1 protein-coding gene is annotated in these 2395 nt (G+C 51.2%); it reads right to left on the bottom strand.

Annotated features, from left to right (window positions below):
* Positions 1-667 precede the first annotated feature (667 nt).
* Positions 668-2278: an FAD-NAD(P)-binding protein gene (locus FN633_RS01210; protein ID WP_154056464.1), complete on the bottom strand. Its 1611-nt coding sequence runs from the start codon at positions 2276-2278 to the stop codon at positions 668-670.
* Positions 2279-2395 lie beyond the last annotated feature (117 nt).

Here is a 2395-nt window from a genome sequence, read left to right as displayed (position 1 = left end):
TAATATGCTCAGCATTATAAATATTGAATAAATAAATAAAGCGATCAAGCATGATAAGTAATAATTATTTAACCATATTGTATAGTTTGAGTTGATTTCATTTAAAAATAGTACAATAGACTCTTTGTTCTCAGGAGGGAATATCACTTTTTTGTTTTTTTGAGGCGGCAGAAGTAATAGGCCATACCAAAAGAACCTAAAAATCCCATTGAGGCATAAAATTGGTAAAGTGGAGTTAGGGTAAAACCTCGCGCATAGTACATAGATAATAGATTTTTGTATTTTTTATTGTTAATAATGAAATAGAAGAATAGAAAAACAATAATTGCAAAAGGGAGGCTGGCAGAGGTTATTGCCATATAATGGGTTATGCTATTCATCTGTTTTATTTTAACCAAAGATTCATTAGGTAATCACTGGCACTAGCCCCAAGGGTTCCTCCTGCAATGGAACCTGGTGCAGCACAAGCTACACCGCTTATACTTGCTGGAGTGGTACCAATAGCTGCACACATCATATAATGAAAATTATGTGAATTATATCATTGATATGTAACTTAATTTTTTTAAGGGTTATTGTAACAATGACCTTTATATTAACAGCTGCTGCCAAAAAGTATGGCGGCACCACAGGGTGAACCGCCACAACCACTCTGTTAAAATAAGCGCTACAGCTCCAGCATCCGTAGCCAGCCTCGCGTCCGCGTAGCTGGCTGTGCTACTGCCCTTGCAATCGCCGCGCCGATCTCCGCGCAGGCGGTGATACCCTGAATGAAAGGATGATCATGCATCAGGTAGGGAATTGCGCCAAAAGCAATGCGTCCGCGAACGCTGGCGGGTTCCTGGAGCGTGTAGTCATCCCCAACCGTCGGGATCTCCTCTCCAGTGGCGGCAAGCTGCTTGCGCAGCGTCGGGAAAGGCAGATCTTCCGTCTTCAACGGCTTTTGCCCGCGCGCATCGATAAACACATCGTATTGATATCGCTTGCCCTCAGCGAAGATCGTCGTTTGCTGCTCGCCAATCTCCATCTCATAGTTCGAGCCAAGCGCGAGCACGTTCAGAATCCCGGCCTCTCGCAGGGCCAGCAGTCGGCGAATCGACTGGGACGGCACGGCGGCATAGTTATCAATAAAGATGCGGGCAAGACCCTCTTCGAAACGCGCGCTGTCCTCCTCATTAAGCCAGGGAACGATAGGCTGGATAGCCTCATGCAGACGCAAAATCGTGTAGCGCCACGGCACCGTCCGCCTGTCGCGTTTGTTGCGCTCCACCTCATTCAGATTGTCCTCCGCCCAGCGGAAGGGATCCTGCTTTTTACGATCGGCAAACCAGGCCGCGAAAAAGCTGTCGGCATCCAGCGTGCTGAGAGCCATCTGCTCGCTCCAGAGCGGATCCGCCCGCGTTAGCTCGTCGACCATCAGCGCAAAGACGCGGTCGAGCAGTCCTTCCGGCCCGGCGGCAATCTCTTTTTCAATCGCGTTCTCCGTTACCACGGTTAGTGGCTCGTAGGGGATAGGGCAGTAGAAATCCGCTTCCGGTAGGATGCCCGAGCGGGACATGAGCACCATCTGCAATGCCTTGCTATCAGCATCGAGGTTGAAGTGCAGGCGTTTATCCTCGGTCTCAAAGAAAGTGCCGTGCTGGATAGCCACAGCCATCGCGGCGTCGATGCCGCTCAGGGAGGTTCCCATGATGCCGACGCTGCACGCCGGGATCTTTGCCTCCATCAGCCCGGACCAGGGGCTGGGGAAGTAGTTGCGGGTCGCGGGACTCTCTTCCGGCCAGACGTGCCCGGTAGCAACGACGGCAAGATCAAACTGCTCCGCAGCCAGTGTATCCTTACACCACAGTCGAACGCCCTCCGGCGTGGCCTCAACGTCTGTCACCTGACAGGACTCGTGCACTTCTATCTCAAAGCCCAGCTGTTTCGCCCGCACTACCAGCTCCAGAAACTGAGCGCGGAAGTATTCCCCGAGCAAAATACGCGGCAAAAACTGGCGGACATGCAGGGCCGACGCCTGCACGCCGTAGCGGGCCAGATGCTCTTCGCTCAGGCTGCGCAGCCAGTCGATATAGGTCATAAAGATAGGGGGGATCTCAATGCTGGCGATGTTGGCCAGCATCATTCTCGAGTTCTCTTCACTGCTGTAGGGCATCCCAACGCCAGCTTCATGGGACTGCTCATAGATAGAAATCGAAAGCGGTGTGCTGTTTTTGAGCAGGGAGAAAAAGGTATAGATACCCGTCGGCCCTGCGCCGATGATTGCGATCTTTTTCATTTCATTCACCCATTATTATTTTTATACCGCCTATCCGTTTGCCGGTCGGGGGCAATAAAATGAGTGTAGACCACGGGTTGTGAAGATGAAGCCCGGTAACAGAAACCGCAGCTCGTC

The organism is Pseudescherichia vulneris (assembly GCF_902164725.1).
Taxonomy (GTDB): Bacteria; Pseudomonadota; Gammaproteobacteria; order Enterobacterales; family Enterobacteriaceae; genus Pseudescherichia; species Pseudescherichia vulneris.
Note: the sequence above shows the minus strand (reverse complement) of the source record. Positions and strands in the feature narration are given on the sequence as shown.

What these genes read in the sequence shown, in the direction of transcription:
- FN633_RS01210 (WP_154056464.1), bottom strand. Translation starts at nt 2,278, where the DNA reads ATGAAAAAGATCGCAATCATCGGCGCAGGGCCGACGGGTATCTATACC.